Annotated in this window: 15 protein-coding genes; 4 read left to right on the forward strand and 11 right to left on the reverse strand. The window is 62.4% G+C overall.

Features of this window, described 5'->3' with window-relative positions:
• Window positions 1-68: 68 nt before the first annotated feature.
• The 11 genes from J3P73_RS27035 to J3P73_RS27085 all read right to left on the reverse strand — a co-directional run bounded on the left by J3P73_RS27035 (window position 69) and on the right by J3P73_RS27085 (window position 13115).
• Complete coding sequence (locus tag J3P73_RS27035; RefSeq protein ID WP_130687448.1) at window positions 69-1724, reverse strand: ABC transporter ATP-binding protein; 1656 nt, start codon at window positions 1722-1724, stop codon at window positions 69-71.
• Window positions 1721-2587, reverse strand: a complete 867-nt coding sequence (locus J3P73_RS27040) for an ABC transporter permease (protein ID WP_018482353.1) — start codon at window positions 2585-2587, stop codon at window positions 1721-1723. The genes J3P73_RS27035 and J3P73_RS27040 overlap by 4 nt, the downstream gene beginning before the upstream one ends.
• Window positions 2584-3534 carry an ABC transporter permease gene (locus J3P73_RS27045; protein ID WP_012755388.1) on the reverse strand — a complete coding sequence of 317 codons (951 nt, stop codon included), beginning with the start codon at window positions 3532-3534 and terminating at the stop codon, window positions 2584-2586. The genes J3P73_RS27040 and J3P73_RS27045 overlap by 4 nt, the downstream gene beginning before the upstream one ends.
• A gap of 89 nt (window positions 3535-3623) precedes the next feature.
• Window positions 3624-5234: an ABC transporter substrate-binding protein gene (locus J3P73_RS27050; protein ID WP_027688328.1), complete on the reverse strand. Its 1611-nt coding sequence runs from the start codon at window positions 5232-5234 to the stop codon at window positions 3624-3626.
• Between the two features lie 63 nt (window positions 5235-5297).
• Window positions 5298-6011, reverse strand: coding sequence for an HAD-IA family hydrolase (locus J3P73_RS27055; protein ID WP_024319612.1), 714 nt, complete (start codon window positions 6009-6011; stop codon window positions 5298-5300).
• A 216-nt stretch (window positions 6012-6227) separates the two neighbouring features.
• A complete protein-coding gene (locus J3P73_RS27060) occupies window positions 6228-7604 on the reverse strand; it encodes an aspartate aminotransferase family protein (protein ID WP_130687447.1) in 1377 nt (458 codons plus the stop codon).
• 13 nt (window positions 7605-7617) lie between these two features.
• Window positions 7618-8454, reverse strand: a complete 837-nt coding sequence (locus J3P73_RS27065) for a GNAT family N-acetyltransferase (RefSeq protein WP_165419642.1) — start codon at window positions 8452-8454, stop codon at window positions 7618-7620.
• Between the two features lie 154 nt (window positions 8455-8608).
• Window positions 8609-9889 (reverse strand): 3-oxo-tetronate kinase, encoded by a 1281-nt coding sequence (gene otnK / locus J3P73_RS27070; protein WP_130687446.1) that lies wholly within the window; start codon window positions 9887-9889, stop codon window positions 8609-8611.
• A 3-nt stretch (window positions 9890-9892) separates the two neighbouring features.
• Window positions 9893-10669, reverse strand: a complete 777-nt coding sequence (gene otnI / locus J3P73_RS27075; protein WP_130687445.1) for a 2-oxo-tetronate isomerase — start codon at window positions 10667-10669, stop codon at window positions 9893-9895.
• 14 nt (window positions 10670-10683) lie between these two features.
• Entirely contained in the window at window positions 10684-11628 is a 945-nt protein-coding gene (gene ltnD, locus J3P73_RS27080) for an L-threonate dehydrogenase (protein ID WP_130687444.1), read from the reverse strand.
• Window positions 11629-11798: 170 nt separating this feature from the next.
• Window positions 11799-13115 carry an MFS transporter gene (locus tag J3P73_RS27085; protein ID WP_130687443.1) on the reverse strand — a complete coding sequence of 439 codons (1317 nt, stop codon included), beginning with the start codon at window positions 13113-13115 and terminating at the stop codon, window positions 11799-11801.
• A 240-nt stretch (window positions 13116-13355) separates the two neighbouring features.
• On the opposite strand from J3P73_RS27085, the gene J3P73_RS27090 reads away from it, so the two are divergent.
• The 4 genes from J3P73_RS27090 (at window position 13356) to J3P73_RS27105 (ending at window position 17173) form a co-directional block, all read left to right on the forward strand.
• Window positions 13356-14354: a LacI family DNA-binding transcriptional regulator gene (locus tag J3P73_RS27090; RefSeq protein WP_018072929.1), complete on the forward strand. Its 999-nt coding sequence runs from the start codon at window positions 13356-13358 to the stop codon at window positions 14352-14354.
• Window positions 14355-14370: 16 nt separating this feature from the next.
• The gene (otnC, locus tag J3P73_RS27095; RefSeq protein ID WP_017956779.1) at window positions 14371-15045 is read left to right on the forward strand and encodes a 3-oxo-tetronate 4-phosphate decarboxylase; all 675 of its coding nucleotides are present in this window, start codon (window positions 14371-14373) and stop codon (window positions 15043-15045) included.
• Between the two features lie 171 nt (window positions 15046-15216).
• Window positions 15217-15885: a haloacid dehalogenase type II gene (locus J3P73_RS27100; protein WP_018072931.1), complete on the forward strand. Its 669-nt coding sequence runs from the start codon at window positions 15217-15219 to the stop codon at window positions 15883-15885.
• A 13-nt stretch (window positions 15886-15898) separates the two neighbouring features.
• Complete coding sequence (locus tag J3P73_RS27105; RefSeq protein WP_130687442.1) at window positions 15899-17173, forward strand: NAD(P)/FAD-dependent oxidoreductase; 1275 nt, start codon at window positions 15899-15901, stop codon at window positions 17171-17173.
• Window positions 17174-17231 lie beyond the last annotated feature (58 nt).

The raw sequence follows: 17231 nt of genomic DNA on the forward strand, positions 1-17231 counted from the left end.
GTCCAGGCTTTTCAACACGACCCGACCGGGTGCGCGCCGTGTCTGGCAAGCGTGCAGGAGATCGGCACTCAGTGCCGGCAATAAGCCCGCACCAGTTCCGGATCTTGCTGGAGCCCGTCGAGCCAGGCCGGATCGAGCGTCGGCACCGATGAGAAGAGCAGTTGCGAATAGGGGTGCTGCGGGGCCTTCACTGTCGAGGAGGTGATTTCCTCGACCTTCCTGCCTCCAAACATCACGACGATCTCGTCGCAGATCGCCTCCACCACTGAGAGGTCGTGGCTGATGAAGATATAGGAGAGGCCGAGTTCGCGCTGCAATTCCTTGAGCAGGTCGATGACGGCGGCGGCGACCACCGTGTCGAGCGCCGAGGTAATCTCGTCGCAGAGGATCAGCTTCGGATCGGCGGCAAGCGCCCTGGCGAAGTTGACACGCTGCTTCTGGCCGCCCGAGAGTTCGCCTGGCCGGCGATGGCGCAGGTTGCGGGGCAGGCGCACCATGTCGAGCAGTTGATCGATCCGGGTGTTCCGCGCCTTTCGATCCATGCCGTGGTAAAAGACCAAAGGTCTGTCGAGGATGTCCTCGACCGATTTTGCCGGGTTGAGTGCGGTATCGGCGTATTGGAAGACGATCTGCATCTCGCGTAACTGATCGCGCGAGCGCTCGCGAGCGCTGCGACGCAGCTCCGTGCCGTCGAAGACGATACTGCCGACCGAGGCCGGCAGGATGCCGGCGATAGCCCGGGCGAGCGTCGACTTGCCGCAACCGGATTCGCCGATGATGCCGAGATTGCGGCCTTTTTCCACCTTCAGGCTCACGTGCTCGACCGCGCGAACGAGCGGCAGTCCGTCAGCCTGGCGCTGTCCATAACCCGCGACGAGATCTTCGATCCTCAGCAGGGGAGCGGTCGCGGGTTCGGCGGGGCCCACTGCGCCGCGCGGCTTTGGCTCAAAGGCAGCGAGCAGCTCCCTGGTATAGGGGTGCTTGGCATTGTTGAGGATCTCGTCGGTGGTGCCGGTTTCCTGGGTCTCCCCACCTTTCAACACCACGATGCGGTCGGCGATCTGCGCCACGACGGCAAGGTCGTGCGAGACATAAACGCCTGATATGCCGCCCTTTTTCATGACCGATTTGAAAGCCCGCAGCACTTCGATCTGGGTCGTGACGTCGAGCGCCGTCGTCGGTTCGTCGAAGATGACGAGGGTCGGGTCGCCGATCAGCGCCATGGCGGCGGCCAGACGCTGCAGCTGGCCGCCGGAAACCTGGTGCGGATAACGGCTGCCGATCGTCTCGGGTTCCGGCAGGGACAGCGCCCGGAAGAGCTCGACTGCCCGGGCACGCGCCTCATCCGGCGACATCAGCTGGTGAATACGCGTGACTTCGATCACCTGGTCCATAATCGATGTGGCCGGGTTGAAGGCGGCAGCTGCCGATTGCGGGACATAGGCGACTTCGGTGCCGCGCACCTTGGCGCGCTGCTTCTCGCTGAGCGTGACCATGTCCTTGCCGCCGACCGAAACGCTGCCGCCGGAGATACGACAGCCCGCGCGGGTGTGGCCCATGAGGGTCAAGGCGATGGTTGTCTTGCCCGAGCCGCTCTCGCCGATCAGCGCGACGATCTCGCCCTCGGCAACATCGAGGCTGACACCCTTGATGATCTCGACACGTCGGCCGGAATCGGTGGTGGCTTCGACCTTCAGGTCACGGATTTCGATGAAATTGCTCATGACGTGCTCCGGTCGCGGATTTTCTGCGGCAGGTTGTCGATCAGCAGATTGACGCTGATCGTCAGGCTGGCGATGGCAAGCGAGGGAAACATCACCGCCGGCGCGCCGAATGGCAGGCCACCGATATTTTCGCGCACGAGCGCACCCCAATCGGCATAGGGCGGCTGGACGCCAAGGCCGAGGAAGGAAAGTCCGGAGAGCAGCAGAACGATGAAGACGAAGCGGATGCCGAGATCGGCAAGCACCGGTCCGACGATGTTGGGCAGGATTTCCGAGCGAATGAGATAGAGGGTGCTTTCGCCGCGGATGCGCGCAACCGTGATGAAATCCATTGCATTGATGTTGACGGCGAGCGCCCGGGCGAAGCGGTAAGCGCCTGGGATGTAGATCACCGACAGCGTCATGATCAGCACCGGGACTGAGGAGCCGACGGCAGCGACGACCACCAGGCCGAACAGCTTGCTCGGGATGGAGTTGAGGGCGTCGAGGAAGCGGCTGAGGATCGTGTCCAGCCAGCCGCCGGCGACCGCTGCGATCATGCCGAGCACGACGCCGCTGAAGCATGCGATCGTGACCGCCGCCAGCGAGATGCCGACCGTGTAGCGTGCGCCCATCAGAATCCGCGAGAGCATGTCGCGGCCGAGATAATCGGAGCCGAGCCAGAGTTCCCGGCTCATCGGGCCGAAATAGTCGAGATCGATGATCTCGCCGACCGGGTAGGGGATGATCCATGGCGCGAAGATCGCAACGAGCGCCCATAAGAGGATCACAGTGAAGCCGATCGCGCCGACGATGTTGAAGCGATAGCCAAACCGGGTTCCGGACAGCCGGCCTGAGGTGGTTTCGGAACTGGTCATGGTCATCGGAGCCTCGGATTGGAAAGGATGGCGATGATGTCGGCGATGGTGATCAGGAGCAGATAGCCCAGGCAGAAGATCATCGCGCAGCTCTGGATCAGCGGCAGGTCGCGGGTGGCGACGGCATCCAGCATCAGCTTGGCGATACCAGGATAGTTGAAAATGGTCTCGACGATGATGACGCCTCCGAGCAGATAGGACAGCGAAAGCGCAACGGCATTGACGATCGGGCCGAGCGCATTGGGCAGTGCATGGCGAAAGACGATGCGCGGCCGGGAAGCGCCCTTGAGCAGCGCCATCTCGACATAGGGTGTGTTGAGCGTCTCGATGACAGCCGCGCGTGTCATGCGGATCATCTGGGCCGAGACGACGAAAGTGAGGGTGATCACCGGCATGGCATAGACGCGCAACAGGTCGGTCAGACTGTGGACCTCATTGGCGAAGGACAGCGCCGGCAGCCATTTCAGATAGACGGCGAAGATGAGCGCCGCGGAGGTCGCAACCATGAACTCCGGCACGGAGATGACGCCGATGGTGATCACGGTGACGATCCGGTCGTAAAGGGTGCCGCGCAGCATCGCCGCAGTGATCCCGAGCGTCAGCGCGATAGGCACGGAGAACAGCGCGGTAACGCCGGCGAGTTTCAGCGTATTGACGAAGCGGCCGGCAATGAGAGCAGCGACCGGCATTTCGTTGGCATAGGACGTGCCGAGGTCGCCCTGCAGCAATCCGACGATCCAGCGCAGGAAACGAAAGAGCGCCGGTTCGTCGAGATGCATGGCCTTGCGCAGGCCTTCGACGGCTTCCGGCGTGGCGGCTTGGCCGAGCAGGATCGTCGCCGTATCTCCCGGCAACAGCGTTGTCGCGAAGAAGACGGCGAAGGAGACGATCACCAGGGTGATCACGGCGACGAACAATCTGCTCAGTACAAGGGATAAGACCTGGCGGTTCACGGGCGTCTTCCCTTTGCGTTCGAGTTAAGTTCCATCAATGCAGATGGAGGAACTGGGGCGCGGCTGCAGCCCCAGTCTCCTTTGCTGTATCAGGCTTCAAGCCAGACATATTCCGCGAAAGCGTATCCCATCTGGCCGCCTAGCGGGTTGGCTTCCAGGCCCTTGAGCTTGGCGGTCGTGGCATCGACGTTCGAGATATAGGCCGGAATGATTGTACCAGCTTCCTGGGCGACCATGCCCTGCATCTCGTTGTAGATCGTCTTGCGCTTGTCTTGATCGAGAGAGCCGCGCGCCTCGATCAGCATCTTGTCGAACTTCTCCGACTTGTAGTGGCTTTCGTTCCACGGAGCGTCCGAGGTGTAGAGCAGGGAGAAGAGGATATCGGGGGTCGGCCGCGGGTTGATATTGCCGAAGTGGATCGGCGCCTTGAGCCAGTAATTGTCCCAATAACCATCGGATGGCACTCGCTGCACATCGAGCTTCATGCCGATTTCGGCGCCGGCCGCCTGGATGATCATGGCCATGTCGATCGACGAGCTCGCCGCATCGGAGGCGATGATCGGGATGGATTGGCCAAGCACGCCGGCCTTGTCGAAGTGGAACTTCGCCTTCTCAGGATCAAAGGCTCGCGCTTTCAGCTCTGCGTCATGATAGAAGTTCGCCGGTGAAACGGGTTGATCGTTGCCGACTTCACCGAGACCGCGCAGCGCCGATTTGACGATCTGTTCGCGATTGACGAGATACTTCATGCCCTCGACGAAGTCCCGCTTGTTGCCGGGCTCCATATCCAGTCGCATGTTGAGATTGGTATAGTTGCCGGACGTCGTCTTAGACACGGTGAAGCCGTCGCCCTGGGCCTCGACGAGGCGCATCGAGCGGGGATTGATCGTGGCTGCGAGATGGATGTCGCCCGCAAGCAGTGCGTTTACACGGGCATTGTCGTCGCTGATCGCGAAATATTCGAAGGAATCAACATTCGGGCCGGATTTCCAGTAGTTCTTGTTCTTGATCCCGACCGAGCGAACGCCCGGCTCGAAGACTTCCTTGACGAAAGCGCCGGTGCCGTTGGCTTTGGTGAAATCGGTCGTGCCGTCGGAAACGATCATGAAATGATGCATCGACAGGATGGTCGGCAGGTCGGCATTCGGGCTGGCGAGCGTGATCTCGACGGTTTGTTTGTCGACCGCCTTGAAGCCGGTCATCTGGGCGGCGATCTTGGCGACCTTCGAGCCGACGGACGGATCAAGATGGCGCTTCAGCGAGAAAACCACGTCATCGGCGGTCAGCGGCTTGCCGTCATGGAAGGTAACGCCGGTCTTCAGCTTGACCGTCCAGGTCTTCGCATCCTTGGACTCGATCGCGTCGGCAAGCTCCATCTGCGGCGTGCCTGATTTGTCGAGGAAGGTCAGGCGATTATAGAAGGAGCAGCACCGGACATAGTCGGTGGAGAGCGATGCCTTGGCGGGGTCGAGTGTATCGGCCGTCGAGGACGACCAGCCGGCCGCTTTGAGCGCGCCGCCGGAAACGGGCGTGGCGGCGAGCGCCTTGCCGGCACGGCCAAGCACGAGCCCGCCGGCCGACATGGCCACGCCGCCGGCAAGCATCATATGCAGCAACTCGCGACGGGTCGCGCCACGACGGATGGCGGTTTCGACCATGGCGTCGTCGGACCTGGTCCAATTGGTGATCTTGTCGTTCATCTCATTCCCCTTTTCTTCTGTGGCGGGCTGCCCGTTATGGGCAGGCCCGATCTGCTTTCAAAGTCAGGCGCGCGCAGCGGCCACGGCATCGGCAAGGCCGGCCATGGAGGTGAAATGGTAATCGGGTTTGGTGAACTCGGCCGGCTCGATCGTGCCGCCGTAACCCTTCACGGCATGTCGCCGCTCGATCCAGCAATTGGTCAGCCCAAGTTTCCTGGAAATCCCGATATCGTGGTACTGGCTCTGGGCGACATGCAGGATGTCGTCCTTCGAATGTCCTTCCGAGGCGACGTAGTCGAATACCTTCTCGAAGAATGCGGGATCGGGTTTCTCGGTCGCCGTATCATCCGCGGTGAAGGCGGCATAAAAGGGATTGCCGAGTTCCTTCTCGAAGAAATCGAATGCCCAGCGGCGGGCGTTGGTCATCGCCACGAGGCGGTAATCTTTGGCAAGACTGGCCAGCGCTGCGGCGCTGTCTGCAAAACCCTTCCAGCTCTTTGCCGAATCCCGCAGTTGTTCGCCATATTTTTGGTCAGTGGGCAGGCCGAGCTTCGGCGCGATCGCGAGGTAGACGCGAACGAGGTCGTCGGGGAAGAGGTCGGCATCCTCGGAGTAACGGGCTGCCCGGTAGAGGCCAAGAGCCTGCTCGCCGTCGATTTCAGTCCCCGCCTCGGCCGCGATCTCGGCGAGGCAGGTCTTGAGGCCGCCTTCGAAGTCGATGAGCGTGCCGACGACGTCGAAGGTCAGGTATTTGAATTCCGGAAGGCTCTTGCTCACGTGAATTCCCCAGTGTTCGGCTCCGATGGGAGCTCGGCTTCTCGAAGAAGAAAATTCTGTTCCGCTGGCGGGGTCTTTGTCCCGCTCTTGTATGGAAGGCCGGCTTCTGCGGTGGCCTTTCGTTGATTTCAGTGTGTCACCTGCACCGCACCGGATTCGCCGAATAGGCATCATGAGGCGGCACAAAATACCGAATCTGGCCGTTTCGCGATATTCTCAGGCTTGCAGCGCCCGACGCACATCCGGGTCCTCCAGCGTCTCGTCCAGGGTGATGCGGGTGCGCTCAACGATCGCATCTATCTCCGTTTCGGTGCAGCAGAGCGGCGGAGCATAGCCAAGCACACCATTGCCGAAGGCGCGGATGACGAGGCCGTTTTCCCAGGCGCGATCGAAGATGCGGCGGGAGGGTTCGGCGGATGCCGGCAACGGCGTCTTGTTCACCTTGTCGACCACGAGTTCGACGGCGGCGAGCATGCCGCGGCCGCGGACATCGCCCACGAGCGGATGATCTCTGAGCGACTCCAGACCCTGCATCAGGCGCGCACCGGCCCTGACACCGTTTTCGAGAAGGCCGTTTTCATAAAGCTTCAGGACTTCGAGGCCGACTGCGGCGCTAACGGGATGGGCCGAATAGGTATAGCCATGGCCGACGGCGGCAGCACCCGCACCCTCGGCGATCGCTTGATAGACGTGATCGGCCATCAAGACGGCGCCCATGGGGACGTAGCCGGAGGTGAGGCCCTTGGCGGTGGTCATGAAATCGGGCACGACTTCATCCTCGCTGCAGGCAAAAAGCGGGCCGGTGCGGCCAAAGCCGGTGATCACCTCGTCCGCGACGAAAAGGATGTCGTGCGCGCGGCAGAATTCGCGCATGGCTTTCATCCAGCCTTTCGGCGGCACCAGAACGCCGCCCGAGCCCTGGATCGGCTCGACGTAGAAAGCGGCAACGCGTTCCGGCCCGATCGCCTCGACCTTGAGTTTCAGCGCCGCAAGCGAGGCTTCGATGATCGCCTGCGGATTGTCGCCCACCGGGTTGCGATAGGCATAGTGAGACGGAATCTTATGCTGCCAATCGAAGGGAACGCCGAAGCCGGCGTGGAAGGCAGGCAGCGCGGTCAAACCCGCTCCAACCGTCGAGGAGCCATGATAGCCCTGTTCGACCGAGATGAACTGATCGCGCTGAGGCTGCCCACGGGCATTCCAATAGTAGCGTATGAAGCGGACTGTGCTGTCCACCGCATCGGAGCCGCCGAGGGTGAAATAGACGTGGTTGAGATCGCCCGGTGCGCGGTCGGCGAGTTCGCTGGCAAGCCGGATCGCGGGCTCGGAGCCGAGGCCGAAATAGGCGGTCGCATAGGGAAGCTCGCGCATCTGACGGGCCGCCGCCTCGACGATGCTTTCGTGGCCGTAACCGGCATTGACGCACCAGAGGCCGGCGAAGCCGTCGATCAGCTGCTTGCCGGAGGCGTCGGTGACCGTCGCGCCTTTGGCCGAGGCGAGCACGCGCACGCCAAGCTTTTCATGGCCGCGGTAGGAGGCGACCGGATGGATGAGGTGGGCGCGATCAAGTTCGATGAGGGAATTGCTGTACATGGAAATCTCCGGATCAGCCGAGTGCCTGGCTGGCGAGGGCAAAGGTGGTGGCGGTCGGATCGGCGGCGTCGTTGGCCAACGGTTTTCTCATCGTGATTCCGCCGCCGACATGGGCGAGCCCGCGTTCGGCGAGCCACGGGGAAAGGCCGGTCTCGGCCGTGGTGTCGACCCTGAGGAACCGTCCGGGCCGCCTGGCGATGAAATGTTCGATGAGTTTCCTGGCCTCGCCGAGGTCGGCGGCCACCACGGGTCCGATCACTTCGCCGCGGCCGAAGGGACGCAGACACGCGAAGCCCGAAATACCGCCGTCGCGGCGAATGACGGCGAATTCGCCGATCCCGGCGAGATAAGAGAGCAACCCTTCGCGGTCGGCCGCGAAGGCGAGGCGGTCGAGTCCCGCGATAGCAGGGAGGTCGGCGTCGGTAGCGGCTTCCGTTTCCGCCGGCGCGGCGATTTCTCCGGCAAGGCCCTGATGCTGGAGCACGGTTCCCGTCTCGTGGAAGCCAAGCTTTTGGTAGAGCGGCAGGCCTGCCGTCGTCGCCACCAGCCTCAGCGGCCGGTCTCCCGCGGCCAGCAATGCGGCGTCCATGAGTTTCCGGCCGAGACCCCTGCCGCGCATTGTCTCGTCGACGATGACCATGTTGATCGTCGCACAATCGCCCTTGTAAGGCGTGACGAGGACGGTGCCGACGACCCTGCCATCCTCGACCGCAACCATCCCGTCGCTCAAGGCGAGCGCCAGCTGCCAGTCTTCCGTCCGATGCGGCCAGCCCGCCTGTCTTGAGAGCGCGACGGCGGCTTCCAGATGGTCGGGGCCGAACGGGACGATTTCGATCTGACTTGCTTGCATGGGAGCGTCCTTCATGTCGTGCCCGCCAGTCTGCCGGAGCGCCGGCGGGCAGATCGTCTGAAGGCCGTGGTTCAAGCAGTATCTTATAGCGTTGCTGTCATGGGGCGCCGCATCTTATGCTAGAACCGATCGATATCCACCTATCCGAGTTCTGTCAGTGCATCATCGCCAGCGCTGCGGCAAAGAAATCTTCGCCTCCGAAGTTTCCTGATTTCAACGCCAGAAGCATATCGCCCTGGGCATTGCCGACCGTGCGCAGCACCGGCACGCCGGGCGCAATCTCCGGGCCGATCAGAAATGCCGGAATGGCGAGCCTGTCGACGGCGGCGCCCGAGGTTTCACCGCCTGCGACCACGAGGCGCCGGACGCCTCTCTCCACCAGTTCTGTGGCGATGATCGACGTCGCGGTCTCGATCGCGTGGCCGGTGGCCTCTCGTCCATAGAGTGATTGCAGCCTTGACACGGTTTCAGGCGCGGCACTCGCGGCAACCACGACGGGGCCGGCGGAGATGCGGTCTCCAGCCCAGGAAATCGCCGCGGCGATCTCATCCGGACCGGCAAGCAGCCTCTCCGGGTCGAGCCGCAGGACGGGCATCGACCGTTCGGCGATGTCGAGCTGATGGAGCGTCGCCTTGGAACAGCTGCCGGCAACGACCGCTGAAAGCCCGCCCACGGGGCGAATGGCGTCCGTCGTCGTTGCACCGCCGGAGGATATCCGACCGGAGCGGACGAGCGCACGGGCAAGGCCGAGGCCGAGGCCGGACGCACCGGTGGACACCGGCGTTTCCAGAGCGACCTCACCGAGCGTTTCAAGATCGCGTTCGAAAATCGCATCGGCGATAACAGCGGTGATGCCTGCGGTGCGAAAGGAATCGAGCCTCGCCTTGACGGCGCCGGGTCCGGCCGCGATGGTCGTGAGATCGATCAGTCCGACAACGTTGCGCGATTGTCGGGTGAGAACTCGCACGAGATTGGCGTCATGCATCGGATTGAGCGGGTGGTCCTTGAGCGGGCTTTCGTTCAGCGGCTGTCCGCCGACGAAGAGATGGCCAAGATAGACGGTGCGTCCCGTTTCCGGAAAGGCTGGTGTCACCAGCACGACGCCGCCGCCGGCTGCATCGCTCAAGGCTTCGGTGACCGGACCGATATTGCCGGCATCGGTGGAATCGAAGGTCGAGCAGATCTTGTAAAGCACATGGCCGGCGCCCAGTTGGCGCAGCCATCGCTCGGCGCTCGCCGCAGCCGTCACGGCGTCCGAAGCCGGGACGGAGCGGATCTTCAGGGAAACGACCACGGCGTCGACATCCGGCAGCGCCAGCGCCGGATCAGGGATGCCGACCGTCTGTACCGTGCGCAGACCGTTCTTCGTCAGCGTGTTGGCGAGGTCGGACGCACCCGTATAGTCGTCAGCGATTGATCCGAGGAAAATAGCCATCGTCTAGCTCCGTGCAAAAGGTTTGAACCAGCCAAGACCGTCCAATGTGTGGCCGCGCGGGATGTATTCGCAGCCGATGAAACCGTCATATCCAAGGCGGTCGATTTCGCCGAACAGATAGGCATAGTTCAACTCCTCCCCGTCCGGTTCATTGCGTGACGGCACGCTGGCGATCTGGATATGGCCGGTGATCGGCAGCAGGCCTCGCAACGCCATAGTGACGTCGCCATGGATGATCTGACGGTGATAGATGTCGAACTGCAGCTTCAGGTTCGGCAGACCGCATTCGGCAATCTGCCGCTCGGCGGCGCCGAAGTCGTTGAGGAAATATCCTGGCATGTTGCGCCCGTTGATCGGCTCGAGCAGAAGATCGATGCCCTTTTCCGCAAGCCGCCCGGCAGCATAGGTGACGGAGCGCCGGTAACAGGAGACGGCGTCTTCGTCATGAGGGTCGGCGATGCCTGCCATCAGGTGCAACCGTCTGACCCCCGTCGCCGCCGCATAGTCCAGTGCCCGCTCGACATCCGCTTTCAGTGCATCGAAGCGTCCGGGAAGAGCGGCGATGCCACGCTCGCCTGCTGCCCAGTCGCCCGGCGGCAGGTTGAACAGGGCCTGCTGCAGATTGTTGCGGGCAAGCCGTTCGGCGATCGCCTCCGGCGCGGCTTCATAGGGAAAGAGGTATTCGACGGCGGCAAAGCCGGCATCGGCTGCGGCGTCGAAGCGGTCGAGGAACGCCCATTCGTTGAACATCATCGTCAGGTTGGCGGCGAAAACCGGCATGTCTCGCGTTCCTTTTACAGGCTCTGCGGCTCTTTGGTGGAGCTGGGCAATTCAGCGCCGGAAAGCTTGGCGTAGAGCCGCGCCAGCGAGGAATCGTCGTCACGGCCCATGCCCGCCCCGGAGGCGGCCAGATACATCTGCAAGGCGGCTGCCGCGAGCGGTACCGGATAACGCTCGGAGCGGGCCATGTCTTGGACGATACCGAGATCCTTGACGAAGATCTCGATGCTGCTGAGCGGAGTATAGTCTCCGGCCAGCACATGCGGCACGCGGTTTTCGAACATCCAGGAATTGCCGGCCGACGCGGTGATCACCTCGTAGACCTTGTCGAGGTCGAGGCCCTGCTTGGCGGCAAAGGTTATGGCCTCACAGGCGGCCGCGATGTGCACGCCGGCGAGAAGCTGGTTGATCATCTTGAAGGCGGCGCCTTTTCCGGCCTCGTCGCCAAGCTCGTAGACCTTGGCGGCCATGGCGTCGAGACCCGGGCGTGCCGTATCGAAGGCCTGTTTGGAACCGGATGCCATGATCGTCAGTTCGCCACGCGCCGCCTTGGCCGCGCCGCCCGAAATCGGCGCGTCGAGATAATGCAGGCCGAGAGCTTCCACCCGCCCGGCCAGATCGCGCGCGACCGCTGGATCCATGGTTGCCGATGAGATGAAGACGGCGCCGGGCTTCATCGCATGCGCGACACCTTGAGGCCCGAACAGCACGGCCTCGGTCTGCGCGCCGTTGACGACCACGGAGACGACAATGTCGGCGTCCTTTGCCGCAGCGGCGGGGGTTGACGCGCCACGTCCACCCTCGTCGACGAAGCGGTCCACTGCCGCCGGCGTGACGTCATATCCAACGACGTCGAGACCTGCGCGCTTCATCGACAGGGCCATTCCAAGCCCCATGGAACCAAGACCGATGACGGCTGCGACAACGGTCGAGCCCGAGTTTTCAGCAAGCGGTGACATGAGGAGCTTCTCCAGTCTCTTGAGAAAGGTCTGCGCCCCTCCGGGTGCTATCCCGGAGGGGCTTTAGAGAGCCGTGCGTCTACAAGACGCGCTAAGGACGCTCTAACATTTTGAATTTGCGCATAATCCTTTCCGAAAATCGATTCCGATTTTCGGGGTTATGCGCGAGTTCAGCGATTGACGGTTTTCGCGGGAACCGTCAACACTGCCAGCGAACCAATGACCAAGGCAGCCGCCAGCAGATACATGCCGGCGCTGTTGGTGCCGGTGAAGTCTTTGAGATAGCCTACCAGAAACGGCCCGAGAAACCCGGCGAGATTGCCGACCGAATTGATCCAGGCGATGCCGGCCGCAGCGCCGGTGCCAGCGAGAAATGCCGTCGGAAGCGACCAGAACAGCGGCGCGCAACTGATGGCGCCGGCAGCAGCCAGCGAGAGGCAGACAATCGAGACCGTCGTGCTCGTCGCCATCGTCGCCGCAACAAAGCCACCGGCGGCGATGAGCGCTGGGACGATGAGGTGCCACCGGCGTTCACGCAGCCTGTCGGCGGAGCGTCCGAGCGCCAGCATCACGACGAATGTGCAGATATAAGGGATCGCGGAAATCAGACCGATATTGAGGTTTCCGTTGACGCCCGAGGCCTTGACGATCGTCGGCATCCAGAAATTCAGGCCATATTGCCCGAGCACGAAGCAGAAATAGATCAGGCACATCAGCCAGACGCGACGGTCGGTCAGCGTTGCGCCGATGCTGTGCGGGCTTGCCGTCTTGGCCTGGTTCTCCGCCTCGATATTGGCCGTCAGCACGCGTTTTTCCTCATCGTTCAGCCATTTCGCGCCCCGGACCGTATCATCAAGGTAGAAGAACGTCGCAACGCCGAAAAGAATAGCCGGAATGGCTTCGATCAGGAACATCCACTGCCAGCCGGAAAGTCCGTGCGTGCCGTGAAAACTGTCCATCAGGAGACCCGAAAGCGGATTGCCGAAAATGGCGGATATCGGGATCGCCGACATGAAGGTGGTGATGATCCTGGCGCGGCGATGGGCCGGATACCACGCCGTCAGATAGAGAATAATGCCGGGGAAAAATCCAGCTTCCGCAACGCCCAGCAGGAAACGCAGGACATAGAAGACGGTTTCCGACGAGGTGAACATGAAGGCGGCGGAAATGATGCCCCAGGTGAGCATGATGCGGGCGATCCACACCCGTGCGCCAACCTTGTTCATGATGATGTTGCTCGGCACTTCAAACAGAAAATAGCCGATGAAGAAAATGCCGGCGCCGATGCCATAGGCGGCTTCCGAGAGGCCGAGCTCGCTCGACATCTGCAGCTTGGCGAAACCGACATTGACGCGGTCGAGATAGGCGACCACGTAGCACAGCATCAAAAAGGGTACGATGCGCCAGAATACCTTGCCATAGGCACGGTCTTCGAGCGTCTGGGCGGGATGTGCGCCAATGACTGGCGCTTGCGTCTGCAGCGTCATGATTTTCTCCTCCGATTGTTGCCGCGGTCTCCTGTCGATCCTCCCGCGGCACGCCGAGCCACTTTTGGCAGCGCTGCCATTTTCAATAATCCATTTTGGCAGCGCTGCCAACAGCAAATTGGTAGCGCTGCCAAAAAAACCTTGCTTCTTGGCGGGAGCGGTGAAAAATGGGGGGCAGAGCGGTGGTCATCGGGCCGGCAGGTCGGACAACCACCTCAACAGTCGGGTTCAAACGTAACGATGGAATTCAAACATCAGGCGACGGTGACGCTTGCCGAAGTCGCGGAGGCGGCCGGTGTCGGTGAGAGCACGGTGTCGCGCGTGCTGCGCAACCACGGTTCGTTTTCTGGCAAGACGCGCGAGCGGGTGATGGCCGCCGTCGAGCGGCTGGGCTATGTGCCGAACCGGATCGCGGGAACGCTGGCCTCCACCGGTTCGCGTCTTGTCGCCTTCGTTATTCCCTCTTTGTCGAACATCGTCTTTCCCGATGTGCTGCGCGGTGCCAGTGCTGTTCTGGAGGAAAACCGGTATCAGGCGGTCTTCTCCGTGACCGATTATGATCCGGGCAAGGAGGAAGCGCTCGCCGCCGCGATGCTTGCCTGGCGGCCGGCGGCGGTCATGCTGGCGGGATGCGAGCATACCGAGGGTACAGTGAAGATGCTGCGCGCCAGCGGCTGTCGGGTCGTCGAACTGCTTGATCTCGACGGCGATGCTCTCGATATCGCGGTCGGCTTCTCGAACCGCGCAGCCGGGCGGGGGAGCGCTGCCTTCCTGCTCAAGCGGGGTTATCGCCGGATCGGCTATGTCGGTCACGACCTGAACCGTGATACCCGTGCCGGCAAGCGGTTTTCCAGCTTTTGCGAAACGCTCGGCGCACATGACGCCCCGCTCGTCGCCCGCGAAATTCTCCCAGGCGCTTCGTCCGTGGAAAACGGCAGGTTGGGGCTGGAGCGGCTGCTTGCCCGGACGACCGATCTCGATGCGGTTTATTTCTCCAACGACGACATGGCGCTGGGCGGCTATTTTCATTGTCTGGCTCAAGGGATCGCGATCCCCTCGAAGCTCGCCATTTTCGGCTATAACGGCCTCGATATCGGCCGGGCAACCCCACAGCCGTTGTCGACCATCCGAACGCCGCGCGTGGCGACCGGGGAGATAGCCGCGCAACTGGTCGTCGCTAATGCGCCGCCGCAGTCCGTCGATCTCGGCTTTGAGCTGATCGAAGGGGCAACCGCGTAATATTGGAGGAACTGTCATGTCCGACGCGCGCCTGCGTGAGGAAATCTGCCGATACGGCCGCTCGCTATTCGAGCGCGGGCTGACGCCCGGTTCGTCGGGCAACATATCGTTGCGGCTGGAGGATGGCGGCTGGCTGGTTACGCCGACCAACGCCTCGCTCGGCTTTCTCGACCCGGCGCGGATCTCCAGGCTCGATGCCGAGGGCCGGCTCCTGTCCGGCGACAAGCCGACCAAGGAAATTCCGCTGCACACTGCCCTTTACGATACGCGCGGCAGCGCCCGCGCCATCGTCCATCTTCACTCCACCCACGCGGTGGCACTGACCATGCTGCCGGAGATCGATCCGCGCGCGGCCCTGCCGCCGATGACGCCGTACTATCTGATGCGCGCCGGCGAAACCGCGCTGGTGCCCTATTATCGTCCCGGCGATCCGGCGGTGGCCGACGCCATCCGCGGACTGGCGGGCAAGTATTCGTCAGTGCTTCTGGCCAATCACGGACCTGTTGTCGCCGGCGACAGCCTGGAGGCGGCGGTCTTTGCGACCGAGGAACTGGAGGAAACGGCGAAGCTCTATCTGCTGTTGCGCAACCTCAATCCTCGTTTCCTCAGCCCGGCGCAGGTGGCCGATCTCGTCAACACCTTCGGCCTCGACCTTCCGTCGCATCACGATCACGATCACGACGGCGATTGAAGGCGTCACTCCGCCGGACGTTGACCGCGGGCAGACGCGCAACCTTCTGCCAAACCCTGCTTTCGATACGATAGATTCTGCTTCCGATGCCGCCAATTCAGACGAGCTGTGGGTGAAGCGGTGCCTATGATTGTGACACGTCCCCAGTTCCGATCGCTCAAGGATACTCAAATGACGACGTTCCGTCCGAAATACATCACCTTCGACTGCTACGGCACGCTGACTAACTTTCAGATGGCGGAGGCGGCACGCGATCTCTACGGCGAAGAGCTCGACGAGCCACGCATGGCGGAGTTCATCAAGAATTTCGCTGCCTATCGCCTCGACGAGATCATGGGCGACTGGAAACCCTATGCCGAGGTGGTGCACAATTCGCTCGAGCGGACATGCAAGCGCAACGGCGTGACATTTCGCGACGAAGCCGCCCGGATGATCTATGAGCGGGTTCCGACCTGGGGGCCGCATTCGGATGTCCCGGCCGGTCTTGCCAAGGTCGCCAAGGAAATCCCTTTGGTCATCCTCTCCAACGCCATGAATTCGCAGATCATGTCGAACGTCGAAAAACTCGGCGCGCCCTTCCATGCGGTCTATACCGCCGAGCAGGCTCAGTCCTACAAGCCACGCTTCAAGGGCTTTGAATATATGCTCGATATGCTGGGCTGCGGGCCGGAAGACGTGCTGCATTGCTCGTCCTCCTTCCGCTATGATCTGATGTCGGCCCACGATCTTGGCATCAAGAACAAGGTTTGGGTCAATCGCGGCCATGAGCCGGCCAATCCCTATTACGGTTATGTCGAAATTCCTGACATCTCGGGCCTGCCTGGCGTCGTCGGGCTCTGACGGAGAGACGCGGATGCAGTTCGAATCCTACTGGCACGACACGGCTCCAGCCTTTGCCGGCGCCGCTGAAGGCCCCGTCGAAGGACATTACGACGTCGCCGTCATCGGCGCCGGCTTCACCGGGCTTGCCGCGGCGCGCCAGCTTGCAAAGGCCGGCGTCAAGGTCGTGGTGCTGGAGGCCGAACGGGTCGGCTGGGGGGCATCGGGACGCAATGGCGGCCATCTCAACAACGGCCTCGCCCATAGCTTCCTGTCCGCCAAATCAGCACTCGGCGTGGAGCGAGCCGTCGCCCTCTACAAGGCGTTCGACGATTCCATCGATACGATCGAGGCGATCATTGCCGAAGAGGGAATCGACTGCAATTTCCGCCGCGCCGGCAAGCTGAAGCTTGCTTCCAAGCCGCAGCATTTCGACGCCATTGCCCGCAATTTCGAGGCCGTTCATAGAGAGGTCGATCCGGACACGGCGCTTCTGACGGCGGGTGACCTGAAAAGCGAGGTCGGGTCGCCCTTCCATGGCGCCATGCTCTCGAAGAAGAGCGCGATGATGCATATGGGCCGCTATGTCGCGGGGCTCGCCACGGCAGCCGCGCGTCACGGCGCTATCATCTTCGAAAAGGCAGCCGTGACCGCCCACCGGCAGGGCAACGGTCGCCACAGCCTGACGACCGCACGCGGCACCGTCACCGCAGACCACGTGCTGGTTGCGACAGGCGCCTATACGCCGTCGCTCTTTAATTATTTCCGCCGCCGGATCATTTCCGTCGGCAGCTTCCTGATCGCCACGCGTCCGCTGACCGACGCCGAAATCGCGGCTACGATGCCGGGTAACCGCACCTGTGTCACGTCGATGAACATCGGTAATTATTTCCGGCTGTCGCCGGACAACCGGCTGATCTTCGGCGGCCGCGCCCGGTTTTCCGCCACGTCGGATCAGCGCTCGGACGCAAGGAGCGGCGACATTCTCCGCGCCAGCCTGGCTGAAATCTTCCCGCAGCTTGCCGGCGTCGAGATCGACTATTGCTGGGGCGGCCTCGTCGACATGACGAAGGACCGCTATCCGCGCGCCGGCTATGTCGACGGCGTGTGGTATGCCATGGGCTATTCCGGCCACGGCGCCCAGCTCTCCACCCATCTCGGCATGATCATGGCCGACTCCATCCTCGGCAAGACCGACCGTAACCCAATCAAGGGGCTCGACTGGCCGGCCGTCCCCGGCCATTTCGGAAAGCCGTGGTTCCTGCCGCTCGTCGGGCTCTATTACAAGACGCTCGATCGCTTCCAGTAACGGGCCGGATCAGTCCGATTGCAGCCGAAGCGGCTCGATGGGGGCAGGATTGCGATGA

This window comes from Rhizobium ruizarguesonis, assembly GCF_017357285.1.
Classification (GTDB): Bacteria; Pseudomonadota; Alphaproteobacteria; order Rhizobiales; family Rhizobiaceae; genus Rhizobium; species Rhizobium ruizarguesonis.

Bases quoted from the DNA above. Each gene is read 5' to 3' on its own strand.
- J3P73_RS27035 (WP_130687448.1), bottom strand. From the start codon at position 1,724: ATGAGCAATTTCATCGAAATCCGTGACCTGAAGGTCGAAGCCACCACC.
- J3P73_RS27040 (WP_018482353.1), bottom strand. From the start codon at position 2,587: ATGACCATGACCAGTTCCGAAACCACCTCAGGCCGGCTGTCCGGAACC.
- J3P73_RS27050 (WP_027688328.1), bottom strand. From the start codon at position 5,234: ATGAACGACAAGATCACCAATTGGACCAGGTCCGACGACGCCATGGTC.
- J3P73_RS27060 (WP_130687447.1), bottom strand. From the start codon at position 7,604: ATGTACAGCAATTCCCTCATCGAACTTGATCGCGCCCACCTCATCCAT.
- J3P73_RS27065 (WP_165419642.1), bottom strand. From the start codon at position 8,454: ATGCAAGCAAGTCAGATCGAAATCGTCCCGTTCGGCCCCGACCATCTG.
- otnK (WP_130687446.1), bottom strand. From the start codon at position 9,889: ATGGCTATTTTCCTCGGATCAATCGCTGACGACTATACGGGTGCGTCC.
- otnI (WP_130687445.1), bottom strand. From the start codon at position 10,669: ATGCCGGTTTTCGCCGCCAACCTGACGATGATGTTCAACGAATGGGCG.
- ltnD (WP_130687444.1), bottom strand. From the start codon at position 11,628: ATGTCACCGCTTGCTGAAAACTCGGGCTCGACCGTTGTCGCAGCCGTC.
- J3P73_RS27085 (WP_130687443.1), bottom strand. From the start codon at position 13,115: ATGACGCTGCAGACGCAAGCGCCAGTCATTGGCGCACATCCCGCCCAG.
- J3P73_RS27090 (WP_018072929.1), top strand. From the start codon at position 13,356: ATGGAATTCAAACATCAGGCGACGGTGACGCTTGCCGAAGTCGCGGAG.
- otnC (WP_017956779.1), top strand. From the start codon at position 14,371: ATGTCCGACGCGCGCCTGCGTGAGGAAATCTGCCGATACGGCCGCTCG.
- J3P73_RS27100 (WP_018072931.1), top strand. From the start codon at position 15,217: ATGACGACGTTCCGTCCGAAATACATCACCTTCGACTGCTACGGCACG.
- J3P73_RS27105 (WP_130687442.1), top strand. From the start codon at position 15,899: ATGCAGTTCGAATCCTACTGGCACGACACGGCTCCAGCCTTTGCCGGC.